Below are 25828 nucleotides of genomic sequence, written 5' to 3' on the forward strand. Positions count from 1 at the left end.
AAATCTCAGCACAGAGGATTCGCCCACCTTTGAGCGACTTAATGAAGGTTCTGGCACTGAGTTTTGCCCTTCAAATGCTGGAATTAAGCCCCAGCAACAGACGGCAACTGACAGCCAGCCCTTTGGCCCGCTACAATCGACCTCTTTGCCGCAACGCTTGGAGCTCAACCTTCCGTGCCCGTCCTGCGACTACCCAAACTGCCTGCTACGGCAGGTAAACAGCACTGGGGCAACCTGCCCGGTGCCGCCCTGAGCCTCGCCATTGCCGAGGCTGCCAGCGCCGCGAAGCGCTTCACCCTGCTGCTGACCGCCGACAGCCAAAGCGCCGAGCGCCTTGAGCAGGAGCTGAGGTTTTTCGCCCCCGAACTGCCCGTGCTGCATTTCCCTGACTGGGAAACCCTGCCTTACGACCTGTTTTCGCCGCACCAGGACATCATTTCCCAGCGTATTGCCAGCCTGTACCGGCTGCCTGAACTGGATCATGGCGTTTTGGTAGTGCCGATAACCACGGCCCTACACCGCCTGGCGCCGACCAAGTTTTTGCTCGGCAGCAGCCTGGTACTCGATGTCGGGCAAAAGCTGGACGTGGAGCAGATGCGCACCCGACTGGAGGCCAGCGGCTACCGCTGCGTCGACACGGTGTACGAGCACGGCGAGTTTGCGGTACGCGGCGCCTTGATCGACCTCTTCCCCATGGGCAGCAAGCTGCCTTACCGGATCGATCTGTTCGACGACGAAATCGAAACCCTGCGCACTTTCGATCCTGAAAACCAGCGTTCGATCGACAAAGTCGACTCAATACGCCTGTTGCCTGCGCGCGAATTCCCGCTGCAAAAAGATGCGGTCACGCGCTTCAAGGCACGCTTTCGCGAACGCTTTGATGTCGACTTCCGTCGTTGTCCGATTTTTCAAGATTTAAGCAGCGGTATTACGCCTGCCGGTATCGAGTACTACCTGCCGTTGTTCTTTGATGAAACCTCGACCCTGTTCGACTACTTGCCCGGCGACACCCAAGTGTTCTCGCTGCCCGGCATCGAACAGGCGGCCGAGAATTTCTGGTCGGATGTGCGCAACCGCTACGAAGAGCGCCGTGTCGATCCTTCTCGTCCTTTATTGCCACCCGCCGAACTGTTTTTGCCGGTCGAAGACTGCTTCGCCCGCCTGAAGAACTGGCCGCGCGTAGTCGCCAGCCAGGACGATCTGGACACCGGCAGCAGCCGCGAGCGTTTCCCGGCTCAATCGCTGCCTAACCTTGCGATTGAAGCCAAGGCCAACCAACCGCTGGCCGCACTCTCGGGTTTTCTGGAGCAGTTTGAAGGCCGCGTGCTCTTTACCGCCGAGTCTGCCGGGCGCCGCGAAGTGCTGCTCGAATTGCTTGAACGCCTTAAGTTGCGCCCCAAAACCGTCGACAGCTGGCCCGACTTCGTCGCCAGCAAACATCGGTTGGCCATCACCATTGCGCCGCTGGACGAAGGCTTGTTGCTGGACGATCCGGCACTGGCGCTGATCGCTGAAAGCCCGCTGTTTGGCCAACGCGTGATGCAACGTCGTCGTCGCGAAAAACGCGCTGATGCCAACAACGACGCGGTGATTAAAAACCTTACCGAGCTGCGCGAAGGCGCACCCGTGGTGCACATCGACCACGGTGTGGGTCGCTACCAAGGGCTGGCCACGCTCGAAATCGACAACCAGGAAGCCGAATTCCTGACATTGCAATACGCCGAAGGCGCCAAGCTTTACGTACCGGTGGCGAATCTGCACCTGATCGCCCGCTACACCGGCAGCGATGACGAACTGGCGCCGCTGCACAGGCTAGGGTCCGAAACTTGGCAAAAAGCCAAACGCAAAGCCGCCGAACAAGTGCGCGATGTGGCCGCCGAGCTGCTCGACATCTATGCTCGCCGCGCCGCCCGCGAGGGCCATGCCTTTGATGACCCGAAAGCCGATTACGCAACCTTCAGCGCCGGGTTCCCGTTTGAAGAGACACCCGACCAGCAGACCGCCATCGAAGCGGTGCGCGCCGACATGCTCGCGCCCAAGCCGATGGACCGTCTGGTGTGTGGCGATGTGGGCTTCGGTAAAACCGAAGTGGCCATGCGCGCCGCTTTTATTGCTGTACACGGTGGCCGTCAGGTCGCGATTTTGGTCCCGACCACGCTTCTGGCCCAGCAGCACTACAACAGCTTTCGCGACCGCTTTGCCGACTGGCCAGTACGGGTCGAGGTGATGAGCCGCTTCAAGTCTGCGAAAGAAATCAATGCCGCAGTGGCTGATTTGGCCGAAGGCAAAATCGACATCGTGATCGGCACGCACAAACTGCTGCAAGACGACGTCAAAATCAAAAACCTCGGTTTAGTGATCATCGACGAAGAACACCGCTTTGGGGTTCGGCAAAAAGAACAGCTCAAGGCCCTGCGCAGCGAGGTCGATATTCTGACCCTCACCGCGACGCCTATCCCACGCACACTGAACATGGCGGTGTCGGGCATGCGCGATTTGTCGATCATCGCCACGCCGCCCGCGCGCCGTTTGTCGGTACGCACCTTCGTCATGGAGCACAACAACAGCACCGTCAAAGAGGCGTTGTTGCGTGAGTTGTTGCGGGGCGGCCAGGTGTATTACCTGCACAACGACGTCAAAACCATCGAAAAATGCGCGGCCGAGCTTGCTGAACTGGTCCCTGAGGCCCGCATCGGTATCGGCCACGGCCAGATGCGCGAGCGTGAACTCGAACAGGTGATGAGCGACTTTTACCACAAGCGTTTCAACGTGCTGATTGCCTCGACCATCATCGAAACCGGCATCGACGTGCCGAGCGCCAACACCATCATCATTGAGCGCGCAGACAAATTCGGCCTGGCGCAACTGCATCAACTGCGCGGTCGCGTCGGGCGCAGTCACCACCAGGCTTATGCGTACCTGCTGACGCCACCGCGCCAGCAAATCACCGGCGACGCCCAAAAGCGTCTGGAAGCCATCGCCAACACCCAGGACCTGGGGGCAGGTTTTGTACTGGCCACCAACGACCTCGAAATCCGTGGCGCAGGCGAACTGCTGGGCGACGGCCAAAGCGGACAGATCCAGGCCGTGGGCTTTACCCTGTACATGGAAATGCTCGAACGCGCCGTCAAGTCGATCCGCAAAGGCGAGCAGCCGAACCTCGACCAACCGTTGGGTGGCGGCCCGGAAATCAACCTGCGCGTGCCAGCGTTGATTCCCGAGTCCTATTTGCCCGATGTGCATGCGCGGCTGATCCTCTACAAGCGCATCGCTTCTGCGACCGACGAAGACGGTCTCAAGGACTTGCAAGTCGAAATGATCGACCGCTTTGGCCTGCTCCCCGAGCCGACCAAAAATCTGGTGCGCATTACCCAGCTCAAATTGCAGGCCGAGCAACTGGGGATCAAAAAAGTCGATGCCGGCCCACAAGGCGGACGTATTGAGTTCGCGTCTGACACCCCGGTCGACCCGCTGGTATTGATCAAGCTGATTCAAGGCCAACCGAACCGTTACAAGTTCGAAGGCGCGACGCTGTTCAAATTCATGGTGCCAATGGAGCGCCCCGATGAACGCTTCAATACCATCGAGGCGTTGTTTGAACGCCTGACACCGAAGTCTTCCTGATGGGATGCGCACAATGAAACACCCATGCCCTTAAGCCAGACACCACGACTGACCAAACCGCTGGCGCCAACATGGGTCAGCCGGTTTAAAGAACAAAGCCTTGAGCGTGGCCGCCGCTACGCGAGGGAAAACCGCGTCCGAATCGCTCAAATCGGTGACAGCCTGATCACCTCCAGCTGTCAGGGTTCGAGCGAACACCCCTACCGCCAGACCATTCGCTTACGCGAGTCAGCCAAAGGCTCGCTGCTGCTGGTGAGCGCTGAATGCACCTGCCCCGTGCGCACCAACTGCAAGCACACTGCTGCCGTATTACTGAAGATTGAAGACACCTTGAACTACCCCGCCGCCGCCCAGGATGCCGAACTCCTGGAAAAACTTCAGGCCGTACTCGACTCGCGCCGCCCTGCCAACCTGCCCGAGCAACAGATCGACAATGTACAGCCGATCCCGCGGTTATGGCTGGCCAGCGCCGAGTTCAGCGCCTTTGAGCCGCGCAACGGCAAAATGCAGCGCTACATCCAGCACCGCGCCGCGTTGTCGTTCAATTACCGCAAGACTTACGTGTCGGGGCAGAAAAACGCGGACGTCTTGATTCGCCACGAAGACCACATTCTGCGCATCAAACGCCACCCCGAAACCGAAAACCTCTACCGCGAACAGTTGCGGGTCCTGGGCTTCAAAATCGCCACGCGCCAGAGCAAAGCCTTGCCCGAAAGCGCGGGCGAGCTGTTTGAGCTGGTCAATGACAGTGCCTGGCTGAACTTCACGCTCAACCAGCTGGACACCTTGCGCGAGCACGGCTGGGAAGTGCAGATCGATGAACACTTCGGCTTTGACCTGAGTCCGGTCGAAGACTGGTACGCCAACGTCGATGAAGCGCCGGAGCGGGACTGGTTCGACCTGGAGCTGGGGATTATCGTCAATGGCCAGCGCCTGAGCCTGCTGCCGATTCTGCTTAACCTGATGCGCTCGCACACTGAAATACTCAGCCCTGAAAAGCTCGCCAAGCGCCGCGATGACGAGCTGATTCTGGTGAATATCCCGGCCATCCCTAACAGCACGCAAATGCCGCTTCAAGTGGCGTTGCCCTATGGCCGCTTGAAACCGGTGCTGGCCACTCTGGGTGAGTTTTATCTGGGCGAGCCGGGCGCCACCACCTTGCGAATTAAAAGCGCCGACGCACCACGGCTCAATGCCCTGGATGCACTGCCCTTGCGCTGGGAAGGCGGCGAGCAGATTCGTGGCTTTGCCCAGCGCCTGCGCGACATCAAAGACTTCAGTGTCGAGGCGCCACAAGGGCTAAATGCCACGCTCAGACCGTATCAACTCGAAGGATTGAGCTGGATGCAGTCGCTGCGCCAACTTGAAGTCGGCGGCATTCTGGCGGACGACATGGGTTTAGGCAAAACCCTGCAAACTCTGGCGCACATTCTGTGCGAAAAGAACGCGGGGCGGCTGGATCGCCCGGCAATGGTGGTGATGCCCACCAGCCTGATTCCAAACTGGGTGGACGAAGCGGCGCACTTCACGCCACAACTCAAGGTACTGGCGCTGTACGGCGCCAGTCGCAAAAAACACGTCGAGCACCTCAACGATTACGACGTGATCCTGACCACCTATGCCCTGCTGCCCAAAGACATTGAGCTGCTGGCTAAAGTGCCGTTGCACATCCTGATCCTCGATGAAGCGCAGTACATCAAGAACCCCAACAGCAAAGCCTCGCAAGCTGCGCGCGAGCTGGTGGCGCGCCAACGCCTGTGCTTGAGCGGTACACCGCTGGAGAACCACTTGGGCGAGCTGTGGGCACTGTTTCACTTTTTGTTACCCGGCTGGCTGGGCGACGTCAAAGCCTTCAACCGCGACTACCGTGTGCCGATTGAACGTCACGGCAGCGATGAACGTTTGCAGCACCTGAACGCGCGGATCAAACCGTTCCTGCTGCGTCGAACCAAAGAGCAAGTGGCCACCGAATTACCACCAAAAACCGAGATCATCCACTGGGTTGATCTCAACGAAGCGCAACGGGACGTGTACGAAACCATGCGCTTGGCGATGGACAAAAAAGTGCGCGATGAAATTACGCGCAAAGGTGTAGGCCGCAGCCAGATCATCATCCTGGAAGCCCTGCTCAAACTGCGCCAGGTGTGCTGCGACCTGCGCCTGGTCAGCGACAACCCGCCAAAAAAAGGCAGCACCTCGGGCAAACTCGACAGCTTGATGGTGATGCTCGAAGAACTGTTTGCGGAGGGGCGACGCATTCTGCTGTTTTCCCAGTTCACCTCCATGCTGGGCCTGATCGAGGCCGAGCTGAAAAAGCGCAACATTGATTACGCCCTGCTCACCGGTCAAACACGGGATAGACGTACACCGGTCAAAGACTTTCAGAGCGGCAAATTGCAGATATTTCTGATCAGTCTTAAGGCGGGTGGTGTAGGCCTGAACCTGACCGAAGCCGACACTGTGATTCACTACGACCCCTGGTGGAACCCGGCAGCAGAAAACCAAGCCACCGACCGAGCTTATCGGATAGGGCAGGAAAAACCGGTGTTTGTGTACAAGATGATTGCCCGCGGCACCGTCGAAGAGAAAATCCAGCACTTGCAGCAGGAAAAATCAGATTTAGCGGCTGGCGTGCTGGATGGCCGTATTGCGGGGGACTGGAAACTGCAAGACGACGACATCGACGCCCTGTTTGCGCCATTGCCACCCAAAGTCGAAAAGCGTTGAAGCCTGTCAATCGCCCCCTGTAATCGCTGCCGCACCCTGCGGCAGCAACTCCAAAATCCTTACCCCGCCAACACCCGCGCCAAAGTGCCTTTGACCTTACCCATGCCGTCGTGCAGCGCCTGCTCGATTTCGGCCATGGTGATGATCGCCGTCGACTTGCCCGCCGCCGGGTTAACCACCAAAGCCAAACAGGCGTAATCCAGTTCCAGCTCACGGGCCAATGCCGCTTCCGGCATACCGGTCATGCCGACAATGTCGCAACCATCGCGTTCAAGACGAGCGATTTCAGCCACCGTTTCAAGACGTGGGCCTTGGGTGGCCGCATAAACGCCGTGGCTGCTGTAGGAGCAACCCTCGCCAGCCAGCGCGTCAATCAATTGCTCACGCAACGATTCGGTGTAGGGATAACTGAAGTCGATATGAGTCACGTGCTCCAGATCGTCTGCGAAATAGGTATGTTCGCGACCGCTGGTGTAGTCGATCAGTTGATGCGGCACACAAAAATGCCCCGTGCCCATCGCCATGTGGATACCGCCCACCGCATTCACCGCCAAAATCGCTTCGGCACCCGCCTGCTTCAATGCCCACAGGTTCGCGCGATAGTTCACCTGATGGGGTGGCAGGCGATGCGGATGGCCATGACGCGCCAGAAACAAGACGTCGCGACCCGCGAATTCACCTATCTGGATATCAGCCGAAGTCGGGCCATAAGGCGTGTCCAATGCCAACGAGCGCTTGATGGTCAACCCCTCAAGCTGGGTCAGGCCCGTGCCGCCGATAATTGCGTAAACCGTCATTGAGCCGATCCTTTAATCAATCAATTGAGCATCTTTGAGCGCACCCACCGCCACCAGCCAACGCGGGTCCTGCCGGTAGTCAGTACTGGCAAACGCCTGGCTGCGCATGCGCGCGATACGGGGCGACGGTGTCACCTTCATGCGCTGGGCAGCGCTGAGCGCCAACTCGGCGGCCGCACGGTCGTTGCACACCAGCCCCATGTCGCAACCCGCCGACAAAGCCGCCTCGATACGACTGGCCGCGTCGCCCACCACATGGGCGCCTGCCATCGAGAGGTCATCGCTGAAGATCACGCCATCGAACCCCAGCTCACCTCGCAAGATGTCTTGCAACCAGCGACGGGAGAAACCTGCGGGCTGGCTGTCGACTTGCGGGTAAATCACATGGGCGGGCATCACCGCCGCCAATTGCTGGCTCAGCCGTGCGAAAGGCACCAGATCATGGGCACGAATCTGCTCCAGCGTTCGCTCATCTGTTGGAATGGCTACATGCGAATCAGCCTCTGCCCAGCCATGCCCCGGAAAATGCTTACCGGTGGCGGCCATGCCAGCGTCACTCATGCCGCGAATAAAGGCTGCGGCCAAGGTTGCGGCGCGTTCAGGATCGCCCTCGAATGCACGGCTGCCAACCACGGCGCTGCGCTGGTAATCCAGATCCAGTACCGGGGCAAAACTCAAGTCCAGGCCCACGGCCAATACTTCGGTGGCCATGATCCAGCCACATTGTTCGGCCAAATACTCGGCGTTCGGGTTATCTGCAATCGCGCGCATCGCCGGCAAGCGTACAAACCCTTGGCGCAGACGCTGCACCCGACCGCCTTCCTGATCAACGGCCAGCAGCAGGTCGGGGCGAATCGCACGAATCGAAGCGCTCAGTTCGCGAACCTGGCGCGGATGCTCAATGTTGCGTGCAAAGATGATCAAACCGCCCACTTCAGGCTGGCGCAGCAATTGCCGGTCTTCAGCCGTCAGCCAAGTACCGGCGACGTCCACCATCAAGGAGCCTTGCAAGGCAGAACTCATGGAAAATCCTTTAGAGAAAGAGTGCGCTTATTGCCCACCGGGCATGCACGGGCGCAACCTTGCGTGTCGCCCGTTCAGGCAACCGCAATGCACGTACAAAGGGGAATAAGTCAGGAGTGAGCATGGCGCCAAGCTTAGCGGAACTCGACTGCCACGCCCACCCGCAGCCGGTCAAACCTTGGCGGCAATCTGCGAGGTTTTGTTACGCGCACGCATTTGTGCGCTGGCCAACACAGGGTCAACAACCCCGCTTTCAGCGCGCATGCCGGCGGCCAGGAAAGGCACCATCAAACGCATGACTTGCTCGATCGAGGTGTTAACACCGAAGTCTGTCTCGGCAATGGCGCGCAACGCCTTGATCCCGGACATGCTGAATGCCGCGGCACCGAGCATGAAATGCACGCGCCAAAACAACTCGATAGGAGGAATCTGCGGCGCGGCTTCGTTAACCAGCAACATATAGCGGCGGAACACTTTGCCGTACATGTCTTCAAGGTAGCGCCGCAAATGGCCTTGGCTCTGGCTGAAGGCCAGACCCAGCAAACGCATGAAGATGGAAAGATCATTACCACTGCGTGGCTGGATCACCAACGCCTGCTCCACGAGCATTTCCAGGAGTTCTTCCAGGGTGGGGCGATTGTCCGGCTTGGCCTGACGTCGCTCCAGCTCGCGGTCGAGGTTGGCGCAAAACGGACCCAGGAAACGCGAAAAAACCGCCTGAATCAGCGCTTTTTTGGAACCGAAGTGGTAGTTGACCGCAGCCAGATTGACCCCGGCCTTGCTGGTGATCAGCCGCAGTGAAGTCTCGGCAAAACCTTTTTCCGCGAACAGCTGCTCAGCAGCATCAAGGATACGTTCAACGGTTTCCGACTGGGCCATGTCTACTCCGGCTGACAAACACTTAAACAGTTGTTTGAAACATACGTTTCAGTTTGTTAAAAGTCAAGATAGGGCATTCGTTTTGCGACTGGCCAGTTCCGCATTTAACCACAGCCTCGGCCCGCGTGGCCTGTGCTGATAAAGTAGCGCCCATCAGGCTCAGGCATGACCGTCCAGCGGACGGCCTGAAATGGATCATTGCCAATGCGCCTTCACTGTATATAATCCCAGTCACTGTATAAAAAGACAGAGCGATCAACATGCTAAAACTGACGCCACGCCAAGCTGAGATCCTGGCCTTTATCAAACGCTGCCTGGATGACAACGGTTACCCGCCTACCCGTGCCGAAATTGCACAAGAGCTGGGTTTCAAGTCCCCCAATGCCGCCGAAGAACACCTGAAAGCATTGGCCCGCAAAGGTGCCATCGAAATGACACCGGGTGCCTCGCGCGGTATTCGCATACCTGGCTTTGAAGCCAATGCTGACGAATCCACGCTGCCCATTATTGGCCGTGTCGCCGCTGGCGCTCCCATTCTGGCGCAGGAACATGTCGAAGAGTCGTGCAATATCAACCCGACCTTCTTCCATCCGCGCGCCGATTACCTGTTGCGCGTCCAGGGCATGAGCATGAAGGACGTCGGCATCTTTGATGGCGACTTGCTTGCGGTTCATACCTGCCGTGAAGCACGCAACGGGCAGATCGTGGTGGCACGTATTGACGACGAAGTGACCGTCAAGCGCTTCAAGCGCGAAGGCAGCACAGTCTGGCTAATCGCTGAAAACCCGGATTTCGCGCCCATTGAAGTCAATCTCAAAGAGCAGGAACTCGTTATCGAAGGCCTGAGCGTCGGCGTCATACGCCGCTAAAGAAGGAGGCGCCATGCAGTTCCCGCACCCATCGCTACCAGCACAACTGCCTTTGTTCGAGGCATTCATGGCCCAGCCCATGCCACAAGCGATCAAAGCAGTACTTGATTCACCTTGGCGCGCAGAACCAGAGGTTTTCAGTGAGCTGTCGTTACGCGGTGCTGCCGAGAACTGCCTGAACCTTTTAGCTCCCATGCTTCGCGAACTCAGCGAGCAACAAGATGCGCGCTGGTTGACGCTGATTGCGCCACCCGCCAGCCTGACTCAAAGCTGGTTGCGCGATGCGGGACTTAATCGCGAACGCATCCTGCTGCTGCAACCCAATGGCAATAAAAGTGCGTTGCAACTGACGTGCGAAGCACTGCGCCTGGGCCGTAGTCACACCGTAGTGAGCTGGATAAACCCGCTCAACTCGCCCGCCCGTCAACAATTGATCGGCGCAGCATTGATCGGCCACGGGCAAAGTCTAAATATTCGACTGGGCTAACCAGACGCTGCTGCCACAGGGCCGCCGCAGAACGCATTCACTCATCTGTGGCAGGCTTGCATCAGTGGCCACTCAATGAAGAATGCGCGGCCCTTCGTCTTTTTCCAGCTCGCCTTCGGCCAGCCGACCCGCCATTTGCACACCCACGCTGAGCATGGCTTTGGCCACCTCTACGTGCTGCCCCTGAAGAAAAGCCTTGGCATCTTCAGAGAAGTTCAGCGTCACCAAAGACCCTTCGTCCTCAGCCCGACGCAACTCGATGCGGCCGTCAGGCAACTCGACAATTTCTAGAAAGGACGTTGGCATAAAAGTTTGTTCTCCACGAAAGCGCGGGATTATATCAGTCATCCCAACAGAATTTGCCAGGATCTATGGCGCTTTCATGACGGAGTGATGAATGACTGTGCAGTTCCAGGTGCGACTTTTAGCACTCATTTAGACCATCGCGAAAGCGGATTGCCATTTTTTTCAGGTTTTGACGCCACTCCTCAAGCGTTTCGCGACTCAACGTTTGTGGTGCGTCTTCCTCCAGACTGACCACCTCGATCAACGGCTGAAACACATCTGCCTTGACCTTTTTAGGTGCCTGCAACGGCTGATACAGCGCGGCATGGGCCGCTACCAGCTGCGCAAGCCAAGTGTTGGGAGCGCGCGCCAATTCAACCATTTCAGCCAGCTCGGGGATTGCTTTGGCATCCAGCACTTCCTGCGTCAGCAAAAGCTCCACTCTAGGTGCGCTGCCCTGGGGCAAACGATAGAAACCGGCAATCTCGTGGCATAAGCCAAGCAGTGCGCCATACAAATGAAACACTGCCGACTCTCGCTCAGCCTGCACCAAAGCTTGTGCATTCATGGCCCGACCATCAGCCGCCTTGTGCATGGCTTCCAGCGCCAAGCCCGTGAAATATATTTTTTGATTGGTACGGGTATAGAGTTCGTAAGCCATTGGGGCATTCCACAACGAAGGGTTAAGGCAGATCGAGCAGTCTCAGGGAGAGAGGTGGGCAGACGCAAGGGTTCAGCGGCGCAATGGCCGCCCCGTGCATCTGGGGTAGGTACTAGGCCCAGATCGGCCCAGCGTGGCCGTGACGTAATGACAGCGGCGTGACTGACGCACTGGGTTTAATGGTTTTACGAGCGCCACGCGCCCGGACGCAGCCTCGTATTACTCCTCAGCGTCTACGCCAACCACTGAAGCTGTGCATAAAAAAACCGCGCAAGCCCTACAGACCTTGCGCGGTTTTTTACTCTGCGTTCAGCTCAGATCAAGCGTCTTTTTCTTTACGCTTGTCTTCAACCTTCCAGCTGTTGCCATCGTAGAACGCACGCCACCCTGTCGGCTTGCCATCCACTTCAGTCTGCACGTACTGCTCTTTGGTTTTGCGACTGTAACGGATCACTGCCGGGCGACCGTCCGGGTCTTTCTTCGGCGCATCACACAGGAAGTGATACTTGGGATCGATTTCATCCTTGTGCGGCACAATTTCGATCACCAACGGGGCACGGGTCTCACGATTTTTAGGGAACTGGCTGGCCGCAAGGAACAGACCAGAAGCACCGTCACGCAAGATGTAAGTGTCATTCACCTTCTCGCACTTGAGTTCCGGCATTTTCACCGGGTCCATCTTGGGCGGCGCCGCTTCACCGCTTTTGAGCAATTTGCGGGTGTTTTTGCACTCCGCATTGGTGCAACCGAAGAACTTGCCGAAACGACCCGTCTTGAGCTGCATCTCACTGCCGCATTTATCACATTCCAGGCTCGGACCTTCGTAGCCTTTGATGCGATAGCTGCCCTCTTCGATTTCATAACCCGCGCAATCCGGGTTGTTACCGCAGATATGCAGCTTGTGCTTCTCATCCAGCAAGTAAGCGTCCATCGCGGTGCTGCAAATCGGGCAGCGGTGCTTGCCCAGCAACACCAACGACTCGGACTCACCCTCGTCATCAGCGGCGATTTCATCACCCGGCACCAGGTTGACCGTCGCCTTGCAACGCTCTTTAGGCGGCAGGCTGTAGCCCGAACACCCCAGGAAAACGCCCGTCGATGCGGTACGAATCTGCATCGGACGTCCGCATTCCTTACACGCAATGTCCGTCATGACCGGCTGATTGGCACGCATGCCACTGTCCGGGTCTGCGGCGATTTCAAGTTTTTTCTTGAAGCTGCCGTAGAACTCGTCCAGTACGTTTTTCCAGTCACGCTCACCGTGTGCCACGTCGTCGAGGTTTTCTTCCATACCGGCGGTGAAGCCGTAGTCCATCAGATCAGAAAAACTTTCGGACAAGCGCTCGGTAACGATATCGCCCATTTTTTCGGAGTAAAAACGGCGGTTGTGCAAGGCCACATAACCACGGTCCTGAATGGTCGAGATAATCGCGGCGTAGGTCGAAGGACGACCGATACCGCGTTTTTCCATCTCTTTGACCAAGCTGGCTTCGGAGTAACGCGCCGGTGGCTTGGTGAAGTGTTGAGTCGGATCAATATTGATCAACTTGAGCACATCGCCCTGCGCCATGTCAGGCAATACGTCGTCGTCACCCGGCTTGGTGATTTGCGGCATCACGCGGGTATAACCGTCGAACTTGAGGATGCGGCCTTTGGCACGCAGCTCGAAATCACCGGCTGCAACGCTGACCGTGGTCGACAGGTACTTGGCGGGCAGCATCTGGCAGGCCACGAATTGGCGCCAGATCAGCTCGTAAAGGCGCTCAGCGTCGCGCTCCATGCCCGACAGCTTGCTCGGGTGCATGTTTACGTCAGAAGGACGAATGGCTTCGTGAGCCTCTTGTGCGCCCTCCTTGCTGCTGTACACGTTCGGTGCAGGTGGCAGGTACGACGCGCCAAATTCACCTTCAATGTAGGTGCGTGCCATCTCGACCGCATCAGCCGACAAGTTGGTGGAGTCGGTACGCATGTACGTGATGTAGCCCGCTTCATACAGACGCTGAGCCATCATCATGGTTTTCTTCACCCCGAAGCCCAAGCGGTTGCTCGCGGCCTGTTGCAGGGTGGAGGTAATGAACGGTGCCGACGGCTTGCTGCTGGTCGGCTTGTCTTCGCGCTTGACGATGGTGTAGCTGGAAGCCTTGAGCTTCTCCAGCGCGGCCATGGCCTGGGTTTCGTTCAGCGGTTTGAACGCTTCGCCTTTTTCACGCGCGACGTCAAAGCGTACTTTTGCGCCCTTGGCGGTGCCGAGGTCTGCGTGAACTTCCCAGTACTCTTCGGGGTTGAACGCACGAATCTCGCGCTCACGCTCCACGACCAGCTTCACGGCCACCGACTGCACACGACCCGCCGACAAGCCACGGGCAATTTTTGCCCACAACAGCGGCGACACCATGTAACCCACCACGCGGTCGAGGAAACGACGTGCCTGCTGGGCATTTACACGATTGATGTCCAGTTCGCCCGGCTTGGAGAAGGCTTCCTGAATCGCTTTTTTGGTGATTTCGTTGAACACCACGCGCTTGTAGCGGCTGTCGTCCCCACCGATGGCTTCGCGCAGGTGCCATGCAATGGCTTCCCCCTCGCGATCCAAGTCGGTTGCGAGATAGATGGTGTCAGCATCCTTGGCGAGCCGGCGCAGCTCTTCGATGACCTTTTCCTTGCCTGGAAGGATCTCGTACTTGGCTTTCCAGCCATGCTCGGGATCGACGCCCATGCGCGAGATCAGCTGCTTTTGAGCTTTCTCTTTCGGCGACAGGGCCGGCGCTTCGCCCGCCGCAGCCTTACCGCGCTTGGCAGCAGGTTCTTTGCTGGCGCTAGCCGAACCGCTGGTGGGCAGGTCTCGGATATGGCCGATACTCGACTTCACCACGTACTCGTTACCCAAGTACTTGTTGATGGTCTTGGCCTTAGCCGGGGATTCCACAATGACCAGCGATTTGCCCATGGATCAGAAAGTTCCTGAATTCTAGAAGTGAAAGGCGGTTCGCGCCTGACGCGGCACCGCTATATATAGTGGCAACAAGATGAGGTCAAGCGCAGGGTGCTGCGCGACGTCGCCTTATGGCCGGGAAAAAAGGCTCGTTTCAGCCTGGATCAAGGCAAAGCGCGGCACTTGTATGCCGTCCACCGTGACCGTCTGCAAAAACATGCTCAGCGGGCGTACCCAAAAACCGTATTCACCATACAGGGCCTGGTAGAACACCACGTCCTCTTCGGTTTCAGAATGGCGAGCCACATTGAATACCCGATACTGCGGCCCTTTGTAATGCTGATAGAGCCCAGGTTGTAGCGGCATGTTGCGGCACCTTGCAAATAAAAAAAATAAAAACACCTAAAAAACAAAAACCGGGGCACTTGGCCCCGGCTTCTATCAACGTAACGCTTAGACGCGTTCGAAGACAGTTGCAATGCCCTGGCCAAGGCCAATGCACATGGTGGACAACCCGAAGGTGCCGCCATTTTGCTTCATCACATTGAGCAACGTACCGGAGATACGCGCTCCCGAGCATCCAAATGGATGGCCCAAAGCGATGGCACCGCCGTGCAGGTTAACCTTCTCATTCATCTTGTCGAGCACTTTCAAATCTTTCAGCACTGGCAGGGCCTGTGCCGCGAAGGCTTCGTTGAGCTCAATGAAGTCGATATCGGTCATGCTCAGACCTGCGCGCTTCAATGCTTTTTGTGTGGCCGGTACAGGACCATAGCCCATGATTGCCGGGTCCACACCTGCAACAGCCATCGAGCGAATGACGGCCAACGGCTCAAGACCCAGGTCTTTTGCACGCTGAGCCGACATCACGATCATGCACGAAGCACCATCCGTGATCTGCGACGACGTACCCGCCGTCACGGTGCCGCCTTTAGGGTTGAACGCAGGTTTCAACGCCGCCAGACTTTCCATCGTCGTTTCCGGACGAATGGTCTCATCGTAATCGAAGGTTTTCAGGAAGCCGTTCTCATCGTAGCCCTGCATCGGGATGATTTCGTCTTTGAACTTGCCTTCAATCGTCGCCTTGTGAGCGAGTTGATGCGAACGAACACCGAAAGCGTCTTGCTGCTCGCGGGTGATGCCATGCATTTTGCCCAGCATTTCTGCGGTCAAACCCATCATGCCCGAGGCTTTGGCAGCGTACAGCGACATGTGCGGGTTTGGGTCAACGCCATGCATCATGCTCACGTGACCCATATGCTCGACGCCGCCGACCACGAAAACGTCACCGTTACCGGTCATGATCGCTTGTGCTGCCGTGTGCAAGGCGCTCATCGAGGAGCCGCACAGGCGGCTCACGGTTTGCGCGGCCGAGGTGTGCGGGATCTGGGTCATCAACGACGCCATACGCGCGATGTTCCAGCCTTGCTCCAGGGTCTGGTTAACGCAGCCCCAGATCACGTCTTCCACTTCGCCCGGATCAACCTTGCTGTTGCGCTCCAGCACTTTGCTGATCAGGTGCGCAGACATGTCTTCAGCACGGGTGTTGCGGTGCATGCCACCTTTGGAGCGGCCCATCGGGGTGCGACCGAAGTCTACAATCACCACGTCTCTAGGATTCAAGCTCATAATTTCACTCTCACTCTAATGGGGCGCTTAACCGAAGAAGCTCTGGCCGTTTTTAGCCATTTCACGCAGCTTCGCCGTCGGGTGGTACAGCGCGCCCAGTTCAGCGTACTGATCAGCCAGGGCCACAAACGCTGCTACACCGACCGAATCGATGTAGCGCAGGGCGCCGCCACGGAACGGAGGGAAACCGATGCCGTAGACCAGGCCCATGTCGGCCTCGGCTGCGGTCTCTACAATGCCGTCTTCCAGGCAGCGTACGGTTTCGAGGCACAGCGGGATCATCATCCAGTTGATGATGTCTTCGTCAGTCACTTCGCGCTGTTCGTAAACGATCGGTTTGAGCACTTCAAGTACGCTCGAATCCACCACTTTTTTCTGCTTGCCGCGCTTGTCAGCCTCGTAAGCGTAGAAACCCTTACCGTTTTTCTGGCCCAGACGCTTGGCTTCGTACAGCGCGTCGATCGCTGAGCGACGATCATCTTTCATACGGTCCGGGAAGCCTTCAGCCATCACATCACGACCGTGGTGACCGGTGTCGATGCCGACCACGTCCATCAGGTACGCCGGGCCCATTGGCCAGCCGAATTTTTCCATGACTTTGTCGATGCGCACAAAATCAACGCCTGCACTCACCAGCTTGGCGAAACCGCCGAAGTACGGGAACAGTACGCGGTTGACCAGAAAACCTGGGCAATCGTTAACCACAATCGGGTTCTTGCCCATTTTCTTGGCATAAGCAACCGTGGTTGCAACCGCCAGATCGCTGGACTTCTCGCCACGAATCACTTCCACCAGCGGCATCATGTGCACCGGGTTGAAGAAGTGCATACCGACGAAGTTTTCCGGGCGCTTGAGGGCTTTGGCCAACAGGCTGATGGAAATGGTCGAGGTGTTGGACGCCAGGATGGCATCGTCCTTGACGTGGTTTTCCACTTCAGCCAATACCGCTTGCTTGACCTTCGGGTTCTCGACAACGGCTTCGACCACCAGGTCTACGTGACCGAAATCACCGTACGACAGCGTAGGACGAATGCCGTTGAGCACTTCAGCCATTTTCGCCGGGGTCATACGACCTTTATCAACGCGGCCAACCAGCAGCTTGGCGGCTTCCGCCAGGCCCTGCTCGATACCGTGCTCGTTGATGTCTTTCATCAGGATCGGCGTACCTTTGGAGGCCGACTGATAGGCAATACCGCCACCCATGATGCCTGCGCCGAGCACGGCAGCCTGCTTCACGTCTTTGGCGATCTTGTCGTAGATCTTGGCTTTTTTCTTCAGTTCCTGATCGTTCAGGAACAGCCCGATCAGGCATTGCGAAGCGGAGGTCTTGGCCAACTTGGCAAAACCGGTAGCTTCCACTTCCAGCGCCTTGTCGCGACCGAAGTTCGCCGCTTTCTGGATGGTTTTGATGGCTTCGACCGGGGCCGGGTAGTTCGGGCCGGCTTGACCTGCCACGAAACCTTTGGCGGTTTCAAATGCCATCATTTGTTCGATTGCGTTCAGCTTGAGCTTTTCAAGTTTCGGCTGACGCTTGGCCTTGTAGTCCAGCTCGCCACTGATAGCACGCTTGATAAGGTCCAGCGCAGCTGCCGCCAGTTGGGCCGGTGCAACCACCGCATCAACGGCACTGACTTTCAGCGCATCTTCAGCACGGTTTTCTTTGCCCGAGGCAATCCACTCAACGGCGTTATCAACGCCAATCAGGCGCGGCAGACGAACGGTGCCGCCAAAGCCTGGGTAGATGCCCAGCTTGACTTCTGGCAGGCCGATTTTGGCGCTGTCGGCCATGACGCGGAAGTCCGCTGCCAGGCACATTTCCAGACCACCGCCCAGTGCAATGCCGTTAATAGCCGCTACAGTTGGAACGTTGAGGTCTTCGAAGTCACTGAAGATTTTGTTGGCTTGCAGGTTGCCCGCGATCAGCTCGGCATCCGGCAGCTTGAAGTTTTCGACGAATTCGGTGATGTCCGCGCCGACGATGAACACGTCTTTGCCGCTGGAAACAATAACGCCCTTGACCGAAGCATCTGCCTTGATCGCATCTACCGCCTGACGCAATTCGTTCAGGGTTAGACGGTTGAACTTGTTGACGGACTCACCCTTGAGGTCGAACTTCAGTTCGACGATGCCACTTTCAAGAGCCGTAACCGTGATGGCTTTACCTTCGTAAATCATCAACTGATCTCCAGGATATGGAAGCTGAACAGTACACGTCGCACGCTAGCGTCTGGCTGGCAATGACGACACCGTCAATGCTCACGCCAATCCACCTGGCACACCCGCCGACGCGATATTCGGGGTTATGCAAACGCTGCCTGCACGGCAAACGCTCGATTCATACGCCCGTTTGATTTGGGTGTCGACACCTTCACGGAAAAGCGATCGATTGTCAATTGTCCAAAACAACGATGACAAAACGACCTTGCGTCTAAATGCCGGATCGTCTGCAACTGTAGCCTTTAACGCATCATGCACGCCGGTGTCCGGCGGCGAGGCCGTCGCAACCCCCTTCAAGCCCATGTTTGAGGCTGCCCCACCGTCATTCGGTTTACGGGCGCCGAGTAATCGAACGGCGCCCGCGGCAACGGCTACGCCAATGCTTTAAGTGTTTCGTCTATGGCGACCAACACTTCAGGCTCACCCTTCTCACCCCAATACAACGCGATCATTTGGGTGCTGGCCTCGACCTTGTAGACGTTCGCAGGCAGCTTTCGAAATTGCGCCAGCAGGCGCTCATCGACGCATTCTTCACGCCATTGATTGACCCACATTCGCGGCGCAGATTGCCAATAGCACCACACATCAGGCTTAGTGCTGCGACGCGGACGATGAAATTGTGCGCATGAACCCGGCGGTTCAGGTTCAAGCCAGTGCGGCCATTCCTGAGGGGTCAGTTGCATGGCAAGCCCCATGCGTCGGGCCTCCATGCGCAAGGCCATGCGCCCACTCTGGCGGCGCGAGGGTCGCAGCCACGCCAGCGGGCTCAAAACCAGTGCCAGAATTGACACCACTATCCATACCGTCATATGTGTACTCTCATTAGCTTCAATTAACGCGTTAACCCTGACGTGAACCCAGGCTGTGCAAAAGAGCCATACTCACTCTCAATGACCCTTTACAGGAGCGCCCCACATGCCCACACCACCCAAGCCCTACTCGCATATTCTGGTTGCTGTCGACCTGACTGACGAATGCGACCCGGTGATCTATCGGGCCAGCGCCAGTGCGGCGGCCAATGGCGCCAAGCTGTCACTGATTCATATCGTTGAACCCATGGCCATGGCCTTCGGCGGCGATGTGCCAATGGACCTGTCCCAGTTGCAGCAACAGCAGTTTGAGCAAGCCAATCAGCGTCTGGAACGCCTGATCGACATGTACCCGCAACTGTCCAAAGACAACTGCAAGCTAAAATATGGCCAGCCGCGCCATGAAATCCACGGCTTTGCCAAAGAACACGGCTGCGATTTGATCGTGGTCGGTAGCCACGGCCGCCACGGTTTGGCGCTGCTACTGGGTTCTACCGCTAACGACGTGTTGCATGATGCGCCCTGCGATGTCTTGGCCGTGACCCTGAAACAAACGAATTAAGGCAGCGCCCAACCACAAAAAAGCCCGGCCCCTCGAAGAGAAAGGCCGGGCTTTTTCAGTTCAGCAATCGCTCAATCAGGCATCCAGCTCAGCCCAACGCTCAACCAACTGCTCAAGTTCAGCCTGCAAGGCTTCAAGCTTGGCAATCACTTGCGCCGTTTCAGCCGCTGGACGCTGATAGAACGCCGCGTCAGCCATTTCTGCCTCCACGCCAGCAATGGCCTGCTCTTTAGCATCGATTTGGCCTGGCAACGCTTCCAGCTCGCGCTGCAACTTGTAGCTCAGCTTCTTTTTCGCCGGTGCAGGTGCCGCCGCTGCTGCTGGCGCCGCAGCCGGAGTGACCACCGCCGAGTTCAAATCCGCTTTGCCCGACTTGCTCTCGGTCACGCCCAACAGACGCGGCGAGCCGCCTTGACGCAGCCAGTCCTGATAACCGCCCACGTATTCGCGAACCTTGCCTTCACCTTCAAAGACCAAGGTGCTGGTCACCACGTTGTCGAGGAATGCCCGGTCGTGACTGACCATCAACACAGTGCCCTGGAAGGTCAACAGCACCTCTTCCAGCAGCTCAAGCGTTTCGACGTCAAGGTCGTTGGTTGGCTCATCGAGTACCAGCAAGTTCGCCGGTTTGCTGAACAGTTTGGCCAGCAACAGACGTGCACGCTCGCCACCCGACAGCGCCTTGACCGGCGTGCGGGCACGCTGCGGGCTGAACAGGAAGTCACCCAGGTAGCTGAGGACGTGGCGGCTTTGACCGTCAATGTCGATAAAATCGCGGCCTTCAGCCACGTTGTCGATGACGGTTTTTTCCAGGTCCAACTGGTGACGCAACTGGTCGAAGTAGGCCACGTCAATGCGCGTGCCTTCCTCAATCTTGCCGCTGGTAGGCTGCAAACCGCTGAGCATCAGCTTCAGCAGTGTGGTTTTGCCCGTACCGTTGGCGCCCAGCAGACCGATGCGGTCGCCGCGCTGCAACACCATCGAGAAGTCCTTGATCAGGAACGGACCGTCCGGGTGCGCGAAGCTGACGTTTTCGAGGACCATCACTTGCTTGCCGGACTTGTCAGCCGTATCCAGCAGAATGTTGGCCTTACCGGTGCGTTCACGACGCTCGCTGCGTTCAACACGCAGCGCCTTGAGGGCGCGAACACGGCCTTCGTTACGGGTACGGCGCGCCTTGATGCCTTGGCGAATCCATACTTCTTCTTGCGCCAGACGCTTGTCGAACAGCGCGTTGGCCGTTTCTTCAGCCGCCAGAGTGGCTTCTTTGTGGACCAGGAAGCTGGCGTAGTCGCCGTTCCAGTCGATCAGGCCGCCACGGTCCAGCTCCAGAATCCGGGTGGCCAGATTTTGCAGGAATGAACGGTCGTGGGTAATAAACAGAACTGCGCCCTGGAAGTCCTTGAGGGCCTCTTCCAGCCAGGCGATTGCGCCGATGTCCAAGTGGTTGGTCGGTTCGTCGAGCAGCAGCAGATCCGGTTCGGACACCAGTGCTTGCGCCAACAGAACACGACGACGCCAGCCGCCGGACAACTCAGCGAGGGTCTTGTCAGCAGGCAATTGCAGACGGCTCAGGGTGCTGTCTACCAATTGCTGCAAGCGCCAGCCGTCACGGGCTTCGAGGTCTTGCTGGACGTGCATCAGCTTGTCCAGGTCGGCATCGGTCACGATGTTCTGGCTCAGGTGATGGTACTGAGCAAGCAGCTCACCCACACCGTCCAGACCTTCGGCGACCACGTCGAACACAGTCCGCCCGTCGGCTACCGGCAACTCTTGCGGCAATTCGCCAATCTTGAGGCCGGGTGCGCGCCAAACAGAGCCGTCGTCGGGCTTTTGATCACCTTTTACCAGCTTCATCATGCTGGACTTGCCGGTGCCGTTGCGGCCGATGATGCACACCCGCTCTCCACGGGCGATCTGCCAGGACACCTTGTCCAACAACGGCGTAGAGCCGAAAGCAAGGGACACATCGCTGAATTTGAGCAGGGTCATGAGTTTCTCCAAAAACTGGGCGCGCATTCTACCTGATTTGCGCCCTAAGGCGGCCGGCTATTTATTGTTCAGGCCCCGCTTGCCTCCATTTAGTAGCAAGTTTCGCCGATTGACCGGCAAGGCTTTCACGCGCGACTGGCAAAAGGCTAAGCTACGACGCTATCAGTGCCGGGCGCCCCCTGCACTTGCCACGTTTTTTATCTGTACGGAAGCCACATGCGCAGTCGTCTCTTCAACTTTTTATCCTGCCTGCTTCTCACCAGCTGCGCCGTGCAAGCCGCACAGGCCGCAGACTTGACCCAACAACGCCAACTGTACGACGAGGCCAAGCGCGCCTTGGCCAAAGGCGACTCCGGCCCCTACTTTCGCAATGCCGACGCCCTGCGCAGCTACCCGCTGACGCCTTATCTGGCCTATGACGAGCTGACGGCCCGCCTTAAAGGCGCCAGCAATGTCGAAATCGAACAGTTCCTGGCCCAACACGGCGATCTGCCTCAAGCCAACTGGATGAAACTGCGTTGGCTGCGCTGGCTGGCCGAGCGCGGTGACTGGGCGACGTTTGCCAAGTATTACGACTCCAAGCTCAACTTCACCGAACTCGACTGCCTCAACGGCCAGTACCAGCTCGCCCATAACCAAAAAGCAGAAGGCTATGCCAGCGCCGAAAAACTGTGGCTGGTGGGCAAAGCCCAACCGGCGGCATGCGACGCGTTGTTCAGCCAATGGGCGGCCGAAGGCCAATTGACCGAGCAAAAACGCTGGCAGCGCGTAAAACTGGCGGCCGAGGCGCGCAATTACGGGCTGGCCAACACGTTGGCCAATGGCCTCAACACCCTGGGCCCGCAAGCCCGACTGATGATTGAAGTGGCGCAAAAGCCCGACCTCCTGAGCCAGCCTTCGCGCTTTACGCCAGCCAGTGAAGCCATGTCTGACGCTGTCGGTCTGGGACTGCGCCGCCTGGCACGCCAAGACCCGGAAAAGGCCGCGGCACTGCTCGACACCTACGCCACCAACATGCATTTCTCGCGGGACGAAAAAGTCGCCATCGCGCGCGAAATTGGCCTGACGTTCGCCCGCCGCTACGACAGCCGTGGCCTGGACATCATGACCCAATACGACCCCGAGCTGCGTGACAACACCGTCACCGAATGGCGCCTGCGTCTGCTGTTGCGGTTGGCACGCTGGGAAGATGCCTACCAGTTGACCCGCAAACTCCCCGAAGACCTGGCCACCAGCAATCGCTGGCGCTACTGGCAGGCCCGCAGCCTGGAACTGGCCGAACCAAAAAACCCGCAAGCGCAGGTGCTGTTCAAGAGCGTGGCCCGCGAGCGTGATTTCTACGGTTTTCTGGCTGCAGATCGGGCACAGACCCCCTACCAGCTCAATAACAAACCGCTGGTACTCAGCCCGCAACTGATCAACAAAGTGCGCAATACCCCGGGCGTACAGCGCGCGCTGGAGTTCCATGACCGCGGCCAAATCGTGGATGGCCGACGTGAGTGGTATCACGTCAGCCGCCACTTCAACCGTGACGAAATGGTGGCCCAAGCCAAGTTGGCCTATGACCTGAAGTGGTATTTTCCGGCGATTCGCACCATCAGCCAGGCCAAGTATTGGGACGATCTGGACATCCGCTTCCCGATGGCCCACCGCGACACGCTGGTGCGCGAAGCCAAGGTGCGTGGCTTGCACTCCAGTTGGGTGTTCGCCATCACTCGCCAGGAAAGCGCCTTCATGGATGATGCCCGCTCAGGCGTGGGCGCCAGTGGCCTGATGCAATTAATGCCCGCCACCGCCAAAGAGACCGCCAAAAAATTCAGCATCCCGCTGGCCTCACCGCAACAAGTGCTAAACCCGGACAAAAATATCCAGTTGGGCGCGGCTTACCTGAGCCAGGTACACGGCCAGTTCAACGGTAACCGCGTATTGGCTTCAGCGGCATACAACGCAGGGCCGGGGCGCGTTCGCCAATGGCTGCGCGGCGCAAACCACCTGGGCTTTGACGTGTGGATTGAAAGCATTCCATTCGATGAAACCCGCCAATACGTGCAAAACGTGCTGTCTTACTCGGTGATCTACGGCCAGAAGCTCAACGTGCCACAGCCACTGGTGGACTGGCACGAGCGCTATTTTGATGATCAGTGATCGAAACAGCCCACAGAAGCGAGGCCCGATTGCGCAGCGATCGCACACCCGGTGATCGCGGTGCCTGTGGGCACCGCGTTATTCAAGCACCGTGACCGGCATGCCCACTTCCAGCACCCCATTGCTGTCGTTCACCAGGTTCTGGCCGAACATCGTGCCGCCTTCCTGTTTGCGGTAGCTCATCAAGGTCATCAACGGTTCGCGCTGCTCGTCACGCTCGCCGGTTTGCGGATCGATGGTGGTGAGGATGCAACGCGAACACGACTTGACCAGACGAAATTCGACATCGCCAATACGAATGCGCTTCCAGCCATCTTCGGCAAAGGCTTCGCTGCCTTCGACCACCAGATTGGGACGAAAACGCAGCATGTCCAGAGGTCGGCCGAGCCGGGTCGAAATATCGTCCAGCGAAGCCTGACCGATCAGCAGCAATGGATAGCCGTCCGCAAAGGCTACCTTGTCATCGTCGCGCCCATAACCGGCTTCAGTGGTGCGCGCACGCTCAAGCGGCACATGCACCAGGCGCACCGGGCGCTCGATAAAAGCGCTCAGCCAGCGGGCCGCGGCTTCGCCAGCATCCGGCACACGCAGGGTGTCGCGCCAAATGGTCACGCCGCGCAGATCCGTGTTGGCATCCGGCACCTCGACATCCAGCGCCGCAGTCCCCGCAGTGCTGAGCGTCAGCCCGCCGCTCGCGTTCCAGAGCGCAGAGAGCTGGCTCATTTTTGGATCGGCGCGCTGGGTCAAAAAACGCCCGGTGGCTTCGTCCACCAGCATCCAGCGTCGATCACCCACCACACCCAACGCGTCCAACCCCACTTGCGTCAGGCTTTCACCCTGGCCGGACTTGAGCGGGAAACGATAAATCGAACGTAGATGCAACATGGATCAGCCCCTGCGGAGTAAAACGCCACAGTATACGAGCCGACCCCTCGTGCAAAGAATCAGGCCGGCACTTGATCCAGCACCAAGCGTTGACGCACCACGTCCACTAACTTGTCCGGCTGGAATTTGGACAGGAAGTTATCGCAGCCGACCTTTTTCACCATCGACTCGTTGAAGCTGCCTGACAGCGAGGTGTGCAACACCACATACAGGCCGCGCAAACGCGGGTCGTTGCGGATCTCAGTGGTCAGGCGGTAGCCGTCCATCTCAGGCATTTCGGCATCGGTGAAAATCATTAGCAGCTTGTCAGTCATGACCTCCCCTGAATCCGCCCAGCCTTTGAGCATGTTCAACGCTTTGAGGCCATCGCTGGCGACGTGCATTTTGACGCCCAACTGCGAGAGCGTTTCGCGCAACTGCGACAGCGCTACTTTGGAGTCATCGACCAACAGCACTTCGCGGCCTCGCGCATGCTCAAGAATCGGGTCTTCCAACGTTTCACGGGAGACTTTGGCGCTGTAAGGCACGATTTCGGCCAGCACTTTTTCGACGTCAATGATCTCGACCAACTGCTCGTCGACCTTGCTGATAGCGGTCAGGTAATGCTGGCGCCCGGCACTGGTAGGCGGGGGCAAAATGGCTTCCCAGTTCATGTTGACGATCCGGTCTACACCGCCGACCAGAAACGCCTGCACCGAACGGTTGTATTCGGTCACGATGATGGTGCTGTCAGGCCCCGGCACCAGCGGGCGCATGCCGATGGCTTGCGACAAGTCGATGACGGGCAAGGTTTGACCGCGCAAATTGACAACACCACAGACAAACGGATGACGCTGCGGCATCAGGGTCAGTTTTGGCAGTTGCAGGACTTCTTGCACCTTGAACACGTTGATCGCGAACAACTGGCGACCCGCCAGGCGGAACATGAGAATTTCCAGTCGGTTTTCGCCAACCAACTGTGTGCGCTGGTCTACCGAGTCGAGGATGCCGGCCATGAATAACTCCTGGGCGTGGGTGCTGAATGTCTAGCGTTATCGGCAGAATCACAGGGAGCTTAACCCCGAAAAGAAATCTACCCACCGAAATTGATGGCACTTTAATATCACGGCATGTAATTATCCGCATGCCTTCTCGATCAAACGCCGCTTACCCCCTCCCCATGTCGTTATGCCCTAAGGGATTCCCCTAGGGGCAATCAGGCCTGACCTGATATTCGTGCTATCCAATTGCCATTATTGTGACCCCCTTCGCATTATATGAATCACGGCGGGAACTTTTCATTCTTGAAACAGCGCTGTCTGAGCG

19 protein-coding genes are annotated in these 25828 nt (G+C 57.9%); 6 read left to right on the plus strand and 13 right to left on the minus strand.

What is annotated here, in order from left to right:
- Nucleotides 1-174: 174 nt before the first annotated feature.
- Together mfd and GYN01_RS02990 are read left to right on the plus strand one after the other, a co-directional pair.
- Complete coding sequence (gene mfd / locus GYN01_RS02985; RefSeq protein WP_048365168.1) at nt 175-3624, plus strand: transcription-repair coupling factor; 3450 nt, start codon at nt 175-177, stop codon at nt 3622-3624.
- A gap of 24 nt (nt 3625-3648) precedes the next feature.
- Nucleotides 3649-6351 carry a DEAD/DEAH box helicase gene (locus tag GYN01_RS02990; protein WP_203306568.1) on the plus strand — a complete coding sequence of 901 codons (2703 nt, stop codon included), beginning with the start codon at nt 3649-3651 and terminating at the stop codon, nt 6349-6351.
- 59 nt (nt 6352-6410) lie between these two features.
- Here the strand turns inward: GYN01_RS02990 and GYN01_RS02995 are convergent, their stop codons facing one another.
- The 3 genes from GYN01_RS02995 to GYN01_RS03005 form a co-directional block, all read right to left on the minus strand.
- Nucleotides 6411-7148, minus strand: a complete 738-nt coding sequence (locus tag GYN01_RS02995) for an S-methyl-5'-thioinosine phosphorylase (RefSeq protein WP_048365166.1) — start codon at nt 7146-7148, stop codon at nt 6411-6413.
- 12 nt (nt 7149-7160) lie between these two features.
- Complete coding sequence (gene nagZ / locus GYN01_RS03000; RefSeq protein WP_193387784.1) at nt 7161-8159, minus strand: beta-N-acetylhexosaminidase; 999 nt, start codon at nt 8157-8159, stop codon at nt 7161-7163.
- A 183-nt stretch (nt 8160-8342) separates the two neighbouring features.
- Complete coding sequence (locus GYN01_RS03005) at nt 8343-9050, minus strand: TetR/AcrR family transcriptional regulator (RefSeq protein WP_048365164.1); 708 nt, start codon at nt 9048-9050, stop codon at nt 8343-8345.
- Between the two features lie 260 nt (nt 9051-9310).
- Between GYN01_RS03005 and lexA the strand changes: the two genes are divergently transcribed.
- On the plus strand, nt 9311-9919 hold the full coding sequence (lexA, locus tag GYN01_RS03010; RefSeq protein WP_048365162.1) for a transcriptional repressor LexA: 609 nt from the start codon (nt 9311-9313) through the stop codon (nt 9917-9919).
- Nucleotides 9920-9932: 13 nt separating this feature from the next.
- The gene (gene sulA / locus GYN01_RS03015; RefSeq protein WP_048365161.1) at nt 9933-10406 is read left to right on the plus strand and encodes an SOS-induced cell division inhibitor SulA; all 474 of its coding nucleotides are present in this window, start codon (nt 9933-9935) and stop codon (nt 10404-10406) included.
- Nucleotides 10407-10478: 72 nt separating this feature from the next.
- Here the strand turns inward: sulA and GYN01_RS03020 are convergent, their stop codons facing one another.
- The 7 genes from GYN01_RS03020 to GYN01_RS03050 form a co-directional block, all read right to left on the minus strand.
- The gene (locus tag GYN01_RS03020; RefSeq protein ID WP_019408701.1) at nt 10479-10712 is read right to left on the minus strand and encodes a hypothetical protein; all 234 of its coding nucleotides are present in this window, start codon (nt 10710-10712) and stop codon (nt 10479-10481) included.
- A 118-nt stretch (nt 10713-10830) separates the two neighbouring features.
- A complete protein-coding gene (locus GYN01_RS03025; protein ID WP_048365160.1) occupies nt 10831-11352 on the minus strand; it encodes a DUF6586 family protein in 522 nt (173 codons plus the stop codon).
- Between the two features lie 319 nt (nt 11353-11671).
- On the minus strand, nt 11672-14299 hold the full coding sequence (topA, locus tag GYN01_RS03030) for a type I DNA topoisomerase (RefSeq protein WP_203306569.1): 2628 nt from the start codon (nt 14297-14299) through the stop codon (nt 11672-11674).
- A 114-nt stretch (nt 14300-14413) separates the two neighbouring features.
- Nucleotides 14414-14650: a DUF1653 domain-containing protein gene (locus GYN01_RS03035; RefSeq protein ID WP_048398759.1), complete on the minus strand. Its 237-nt coding sequence runs from the start codon at nt 14648-14650 to the stop codon at nt 14414-14416.
- A gap of 87 nt (nt 14651-14737) precedes the next feature.
- Entirely contained in the window at nt 14738-15913 is a 1176-nt protein-coding gene (gene fadA / locus GYN01_RS03040; RefSeq protein WP_203306570.1) for an acetyl-CoA C-acyltransferase FadA, read from the minus strand.
- A 27-nt stretch (nt 15914-15940) separates the two neighbouring features.
- Nucleotides 15941-18088, minus strand: coding sequence for a fatty acid oxidation complex subunit alpha FadB (gene fadB / locus GYN01_RS03045; RefSeq protein WP_048365156.1), 2148 nt, complete (start codon nt 18086-18088; stop codon nt 15941-15943).
- Between the two features lie 413 nt (nt 18089-18501).
- Nucleotides 18502-18939: a hypothetical protein gene (locus tag GYN01_RS03050; RefSeq protein ID WP_048365155.1), complete on the minus strand. Its 438-nt coding sequence runs from the start codon at nt 18937-18939 to the stop codon at nt 18502-18504.
- Between the two features lie 106 nt (nt 18940-19045).
- Here GYN01_RS03050 and GYN01_RS03055 point away from each other — a divergent pair, with 106 nt between their 5' ends.
- Entirely contained in the window at nt 19046-19501 is a 456-nt protein-coding gene (locus tag GYN01_RS03055; protein ID WP_048365154.1) for a universal stress protein, read from the plus strand.
- 75 nt (nt 19502-19576) lie between these two features.
- Here GYN01_RS03055 and GYN01_RS03060 read toward each other — a convergent pair whose 3' ends face one another.
- Nucleotides 19577-21493 (minus strand): ATP-binding cassette domain-containing protein, encoded by a 1917-nt coding sequence (locus GYN01_RS03060; RefSeq protein WP_048398757.1) that lies wholly within the window; start codon nt 21491-21493, stop codon nt 19577-19579.
- A 216-nt stretch (nt 21494-21709) separates the two neighbouring features.
- Between GYN01_RS03060 and GYN01_RS03065 the strand changes: the two genes are divergently transcribed.
- Nucleotides 21710-23638: a transglycosylase SLT domain-containing protein gene (locus GYN01_RS03065; RefSeq protein WP_048398755.1), complete on the plus strand. Its 1929-nt coding sequence runs from the start codon at nt 21710-21712 to the stop codon at nt 23636-23638.
- Between the two features lie 78 nt (nt 23639-23716).
- Here GYN01_RS03065 and GYN01_RS03070 read toward each other — a convergent pair whose 3' ends face one another.
- The gene (locus GYN01_RS03070; RefSeq protein WP_203306571.1) at nt 23717-24523 is read right to left on the minus strand and encodes an MOSC domain-containing protein; all 807 of its coding nucleotides are present in this window, start codon (nt 24521-24523) and stop codon (nt 23717-23719) included.
- Between the two features lie 59 nt (nt 24524-24582).
- Complete coding sequence (locus GYN01_RS03075; protein ID WP_048365150.1) at nt 24583-25518, minus strand: chemotaxis protein CheV; 936 nt, start codon at nt 25516-25518, stop codon at nt 24583-24585.
- Nucleotides 25519-25828 lie beyond the last annotated feature (310 nt).

Source organism: Pseudomonas weihenstephanensis, from assembly GCF_016812185.1.
GTDB classification, from domain to species: domain Bacteria; phylum Pseudomonadota; class Gammaproteobacteria; order Pseudomonadales; family Pseudomonadaceae; genus Aquipseudomonas; species Aquipseudomonas weihenstephanensis.